This window comes from Streptomyces cahuitamycinicus (genome assembly GCF_002891435.1).
Classification (GTDB): domain Bacteria; phylum Actinomycetota; class Actinomycetes; order Streptomycetales; family Streptomycetaceae; genus Streptomyces; species Streptomyces cahuitamycinicus.
In genome coordinates, this window is sequence record NZ_POUC01000454.1 from 1 (window position 1) to 6101 (window position 6101).

The following is a 6101-nucleotide window of genomic DNA, read 5'->3' on the forward strand; positions in this document are numbered from 1 at the left end:
GGCGCTGGCCGAGGCCCTGGCCGGACGGGGGTGGGACCTCGTGCTCGACGCCAGGGGTGCCGATGCGCTGGCGGAGACGGCCGAGGCCGTGTCCGCGCGGGGCTCGCGCGTGTCCGCGCTGCCCGGGGACGTCACGGACGCCGCGCACCGGGCCGGGCTGGTGGCGGCGGCCTGGCGGCTGGGCGGTGTCGATCTGCTGGTGCACAACGCGAGCGCGCTGGGCGCCGAGCCGCTGGTCAGTTTGGAGGAGCTGCCCCTGGAGGGACTGCGCCGGGCGCTGGAGGTGAACACGGTGGCGGGGCTGGGCCTGGTCCAGGAGGCGCTGCCGCTGCTGCGGGCCTCACAGTCGGGCACCGTCGTCGCGGTCAGCTCGGACGCGGCGGCCGAGGCGTACGAGACCTGGGGCGGCTACGGGGCGTCCAAGGCCGCGCTGGACTACCTGATGGCCGTGCTCGCCGTGGAGGAGCCGGGGCTGCGGGTCTGGGCGGTGGATCCCGGGGACATGGCCACGGACCTGTACGCGGCGGCCGTACCGGACGACCGGGAGCCTCGGCCGGAGCCGGCGGCTGCGGTGCCGGGGTTCCTGCGGCTGCTGGACGAGCGTCCGGCGAGCGGGCGGTACGGGGCCGCGGCACTGCTGGACGGAGCCCGATGACCCTGGCCGTGCGGGTACCGGAGGAGCTGTCGGCCTCGGTCCCCGTCGAGCAGCGGCGGCCGGGGCAGCAGCGGGACGCCGTGAGGATGCTGGTGTCGCGGGGTACCGAGGTGGCGCATCACACGTTCCGGGAGCTGCCTCTTCTGCTGCGGGCCGGGGACCTGCTCGTGGTCAACACCTCGCTCACGCTGGCGGCGGCCGTGGACGGATGGACCGGGCACGCGCGTGTGGTGGTGCATTTCTCCACACGCGGGGACGACGGCCGCTGGGCGGTGGAGCTGCGGGAGCCCGACGGCCGGGGCACCACACGCGCGCGTGCGGGTGGGCCCCCGGGGAGGGAGGTGTGCCTGCCGGGAGGCGTACGGCTGGTTCTGGAGGAGCCGCTGGGCGCGGGGAGCGAGCGGCTGTGGTGGGCGCGGGCGTCCGGGCCGGACGTGCCGGGGCTGCTGCGGGAGCACGGACGGCCGATTCGCTACGCCTACACGCGGCGGGACCAGCCGCTGTCCGCCCACCAGACGGTGTTCGCGCTGCCGTCGGCGGACGGGACGGGCAGTGCGGAGATGCCGAGCGCGGCGCGGCCCTTCACGGCCCGGCTGGTGGCGGAGCTGGTGAGCCGGGGGGTGCAGTTCGCGCCGGTCACGCTGCACGCAGGGGTGGCCTCGGCGGAGGCGCACGAGCCGCCCTCCCCCGAGCGTTTCACGGTGCCCGAGGCGTCGGCGCGGCTGATCGACGCCGCGAGGGCCGGTGGCGGCCGGGTCGTGGCGGTCGGGACGACAGCGGTGCGGGCCGTGGAGTCGGCGGTGGACGCCGACGGGACCGTACGCGCACGCGCGGGATGGACGGATCTCGTCATCACACCGGAGCGCGGGGTACGCGTGGTGGACGGGCTGCTGACCGGGCTGCACGAGCCTGAGGCCTCGCATCTGCTGATGCTGGAGGCGGTCGCGGGGCGGGCGGCGGTTCGGCGGGGATACGAGGCCGCGCTGCAAGGCCGCTATCTGTGGCACGAGTTCGGGGACGTGCACCTCGTACTGCCCTGAAAGGGCCTCACACTGAGCATCGCTTGTGCAACTGGCCGTGAGACTGATCTAGGGGCGATGTGAGCCCTCACATAGGACCCACGTCACGTACGAAAGTACGTAGGAGACAAAGCCCCACCTTTTGAGCGGCCAGTACGTCCAGGTTGCCCGTATTTACCCATGCCTGATCCACTATCTTCTTTCGTACGTCACACCTTTGCCACGCCATTTTGCGGCCGCTAAGAATTGCTCTCGTCGCTCAGCGCCGTGGGTTCACCTCCGCGGCGTTTGTGTCGGAAACACACCGAGTCCAACGCCGGACGCCGAGCGACTCCCGCGCTATTCGAAGAGGTCCACAGCAGCATGCCCAAGAACATCTTCAGCCGTGCTCAGAGTCGTAGCCTGACCCGTCACCACAAGATCGCCATGGCGGGTGTCGCCACCCTCGGTGCCGCCGCCATCGGGTTCTCCGCGGTGCCGAGCGGCGCCTCGACCAAGACCACGACCGAGGCCGCTCAGCCGGCTGCGGTGGCGTACAGCAACCAGCAGATCAAGGACGTCAAGGCGAGCGTCACGGACCAGATGGCCGGCGCCAGCCTGAAGGCCGAGCAGATCGCGGCGAAGAAGAAGGCCGACGCCGCGGCCGCCGCCAAGAAGAAGGCCGCCGCCGAGGCGGCGAAGAAGAAGGCCGAGGCCACGCGCCAGGCCAAGGAGGCCGCGAGCCGCGACGCCAAGCGCGCCCAGGCGAAGAAGGCCGCCGCCAAGAGCTACCCGAACAACCTCGACGGCTGGATCCGCGAGTCGCTCGACGTCATGAAGAAGCACGGGATCCCGGGCTCCTACGACGGCATCAAGCGCAACATCATCCGGGAGTCCTCGGGTGACCCGAAGGCGATCAACAACTGGGACATCAACGCCATCAACGGCATCCCGTCGAAGGGTCTGCTGCAGGTCATCCCGCCGACCTTCAAGCACTGGCACGTCCCCGGCACCTCCTGGGACATCTACGACCCGGTAGCCAACATCACCGCGGCCTGCAACTACGCGGCCGACAAGTACGGCTCGATGGACAACGTCGACAGCGCGTACTGAGGCCGGCGCGGACCTCTGCTCGCTGTACGAACGCCGAAGGGCGGCACCCTCCTGACAGGGTGCCGCCCTTCGGGCGTCGTACGGCGGTGCCTACTTGCGCATGACCTCGGGCTCGTGGCGGCGCAGGAAGCGGGCCACGAAGAACCCGCAGATCACGCCGAGGACGAGGAGCGCGCCCATGTCCATGGCCCAGGCCCCGACCGTGTGCTCCCACAGCGGGTCGGTGTCGCCGGCCGTCTCGGGCGGGCTGATCTTGTTGAAGTCCAGCGTGGCACCGGCGGCGGCCACCGCCCAGCGCGACGGCATCAGGAACGAGAACTGGTTGACGCCGATCGAGCCGTGCAGCGCGAACAGACAGCCGGTGAAGACGACCTGGATGATGGCGAACATCACCAGCAGCGGCATGGTCTTCTCGGCGGTCTTCACCAGCGACGAGATGATCAGGCCGAACATCATCGACGTGAAGCCCAGCGCCATGATCGGGATGGAGAGCTCGACCAAGGTCGCGCCGCCGAGGACCAGGCCCTCCTCGGGGATCTCACGACTGGAGAAGCCGATGACGCCGACCAGCAGGCCCTGGAGCACGGTGATCATGCCCAGCACGAACACCTTCGACATCAGGTACGCCGAGCGTGAGAGGCCGGTGGCACGCTCCCGCTCGTAGATGACGCGTTCCTTGATCAGCTCTCGGACCGAGTTCGCCGCGCCCGCGAAGCAGGCTCCGACCGCGAGGATCAGCAGGACCGTGGTCGCCGTGCCGTTCGGGATGATCCGGCCGGTCTCGGGATTCGCCGGGTTCGGCAGCAGGCCCTTGTCGGCGTCGATGAGCAGGCTGACCGCGCCGAGCACGGCCGGCAGGATCACCATCAGGGCGAGGAAGCCCTTGTCGGACACGATCACCGAGACGTAACGCCGGACCAGCGTGACGAACTGGGACATCCAGCCCTGCGGCTTCGGCGGCTTCATCGCCTGCATCTGCGGAACCTGTACGGACTGCGGCGCAACGGCGTCGATGTCCGCGGCGTACATCTGGTAGTGCTGCGAGCCCTTCCAGCGACCCGCCCAGTCGTAGTCGCGGTAGTTCTCGAAGGCGGAGAAGACATCGGCCCAGGTGTCGTAGCCGAAGAAGTTCAGTGCCTCCTCGGGCGGGCCGAAGTAGGCGACCGAGCCACCCGGCGCCATCACCAGCAGCTTGTCGCAGATCGCCAGCTCGGCCACCGAGTGGGTGACGACGAGGACCGTACGGCCGTCGTCGGCGAGGCCCCGCAGCAGCTGCATGACGTCGCGGTCCATGCCCGGGTCGAGGCCGGAGGTCGGCTCGTCCAGGAAGATCAGCGATGGCTTGGTCAGCAGCTCCAGGGCGACCGAGACCCGCTTGCGCTGGCCGCCGGAGAGGGACGTGACCTTCTTGTCCTTGTGGATGTCGAGCTTGAGCTCGCGCAGCACCTCGTCGATGCGGGCCTCGCGCTCGGCGGCCGTGGTGTCGGCCGGGAAGCGCAGCTTGGCCGCGTACTTGAGGGCCTTCTTGACGGTCAGTTCCTTGTGCAGGATGTCGTCCTGCGGGACCAGACCGATGCGCTGGCGCAGCTCGGCGAACTGCTTGTACAGGTTCCGGTTGTCGTACAGCACCTCGCCCTGGTTGGCGGGGCGGTAGCCGGTGAGCGCCTTGAGCAGGGTCGACTTGCCGGAACCGGACGGGCCGATCACCGCGATCAGCGACTTCTCCGGGACGCCGAAGGAGACGTCCTTGAGGATCTGCTTGCCTCCGTCGACCGTGACGGTCAGGTGGCGGGCGGAGAAGGACACCTCGCCGGTGTCGACGAACTCCTCCAGCCGGTCGCCGACGATGCGGAACGTCGAGTGTCCGACGCCGACGACGTCGGTCGGGCCGAGCAGCTGTGTGCCGCCCTTGGCGATCGGCTGGCCGTTGACGTACGTGCCGTTGTGGGAGCCGAGGTCCCGGATCTCCATACGGCCGTCGGGCGTCGAGTGGAACTCGGCGTGGTGCCGGGAGACCTGCAGGTCGGAGACGACCAGCTCGTTCTCCAGGGCACGGCCGATGCGCATCACGCGACCGAGGGAGAACTGGTGGAACGTGGTCGGGCTGCGGTCGCCGTAGACCGGCGGTGCCCCCGCGACACCACCGGGACCCTGCTGCTGCGGGATGTGCGCCGCGGCCTGCTGCGGCTGCTGCCAGCCGGCCTGGGGAGCCTGCTGCTGCGGCGGCTGCTGGGCCGGGGCCTGCTGCCCCCACGCGGGGTTCGCGCCCTGCGCGGCGTACGGCTGCTGCTGGGGCTGGGCCTGCGGCGTGGCGACGGAGGCCGCGGCGCCGGACAGGCTCAGGCGCGGACCGTCGGTCGCGTTGCCCAGGTTGACCGCCGAGCCGGGGCCGAGCTCCATCTGATGGATGCGCTGCCCCTGCACGAACGTGCCGTTGGTGCTGCCGTGGTCCTCGATGACCCAACTGCGGCCGTTGAAGCTGACCGTGGCGTGACGCCAGGAGACCCTGGCGTCGTCGAAGACGACGTCCCCTTGCGGATCACGTCCGAGGGTGTAGGCCCTGGACGGATCGAGCGTCCAGGTACGTCCGTTTGATTCCAGTACGAGTTCCGGCACTCCATGCCCCACTGAGTTGTCCCCCGATTTACCCCCGACATGGGGAGTCTAGGGATGTCGAACATCGGGGGGAACTATTTCAGGAGCTGCCCTCTGACCGAAAGTCGGGCCTTGTGAAGACCGCGTTCGGACGCATCTGCCGATTCCGTTGACGGGGTTGAAACCGGGCCGGAGAGTGGTATTTCGACGCGAGGGGGACATGCGTGGTGTTCCCGTCGCGCAGCGGATCGGGGGGCCTGCCATGAGTGCAGCAGGGGCCGGGACGGCGAGGGACGGCGCGCGCGTACCGTGGGGGGACGTGCTGATGTCCGCCGTGGCCGCCGTGAGCTGGGCGTTGATCGGGATGGCGGGGACGGCGGCGCTGGGTCTGCGGCTGCTGGAGGCGGACGCGGCGGGCTCCTTGGGGCCGATGACCGCGGCGGTGGTGGCCCTCGGGGCGGGTGGTTCGGTCACGCCGTCCGGTGAGGTGTCGGCGTTCGGTCTCACGGGCGCGGAGGCGGACACGGCCATCGAGATCACGCCACTGGGGGTGAGCCTGGTCGGTGCGGTGCTGCTGTCGTGGTTCTTCCTGAGGTCCTTGCGGGCGGCGGGAGTTGGGATCTCACGGGCCGAACTGTTCGCGCGGGCGGGCGCGGTGGTGGCGCTGTTCGTGGCGATGCTGGGCGGCCTCGCGTGGGCGGGTCACGACGTCATCACGATCGACGGGGGGTCGCTGGGCC

At 70.1% G+C, this 6101-nt stretch carries 5 protein-coding genes; 4 read left to right on the forward strand and 1 reads right to left on the reverse strand.

The genetic code is table 11. From position 1 onward, the window contains the following. The 3 genes from C1J00_RS36445 to C1J00_RS36455 all read left to right on the forward strand — a co-directional run. Positions 1 to 655, forward strand: a 655-nt coding sequence (locus C1J00_RS36445) for an SDR family NAD(P)-dependent oxidoreductase (RefSeq protein WP_102913213.1), incomplete at its 5' end; no start/stop codon positions are given. Continuing rightward, positions 652 to 1695 (forward strand): S-adenosylmethionine:tRNA ribosyltransferase-isomerase, encoded by a 1044-nt coding sequence (locus C1J00_RS36450; RefSeq protein WP_102913214.1) that lies wholly within the window; start codon positions 652 to 654, stop codon positions 1693 to 1695. The genes C1J00_RS36445 and C1J00_RS36450, both read left to right, overlap by 4 nt. Positions 1696 to 2037: 342 nt before the next feature. Beyond that, positions 2038 to 2766, forward strand: coding sequence for a transglycosylase SLT domain-containing protein (locus tag C1J00_RS36455; protein ID WP_102913215.1), 729 nt, complete (start codon positions 2038 to 2040; stop codon positions 2764 to 2766). 90 nt (positions 2767 to 2856) lie between these two features. Here the strand turns inward: C1J00_RS36455 and C1J00_RS36460 are convergent, their stop codons facing one another. Then, positions 2857 to 5382 (reverse strand): ABC transporter ATP-binding protein/permease, encoded by a 2526-nt coding sequence (locus C1J00_RS36460; RefSeq protein ID WP_180989826.1) that lies wholly within the window; start codon positions 5380 to 5382, stop codon positions 2857 to 2859. Between the two features lie 241 nt (positions 5383 to 5623). Here C1J00_RS36460 and C1J00_RS36465 point away from each other — a divergent pair. Next, positions 5624 to 6101: streptophobe family protein (locus C1J00_RS36465; RefSeq protein WP_219728397.1), on the forward strand; the 478-nt coding region annotated here is incomplete at its 3' end.

Bases quoted from the DNA above. Each gene is read 5' to 3' on its own strand.
- C1J00_RS36450 (WP_102913214.1), top strand. From the start codon at position 652: ATGACCCTGGCCGTGCGGGTACCGGAGGAGCTGTCGGCCTCGGTCCCC.
- C1J00_RS36455 (WP_102913215.1), top strand. From the start codon at position 2,038: ATGCCCAAGAACATCTTCAGCCGTGCTCAGAGTCGTAGCCTGACCCGT.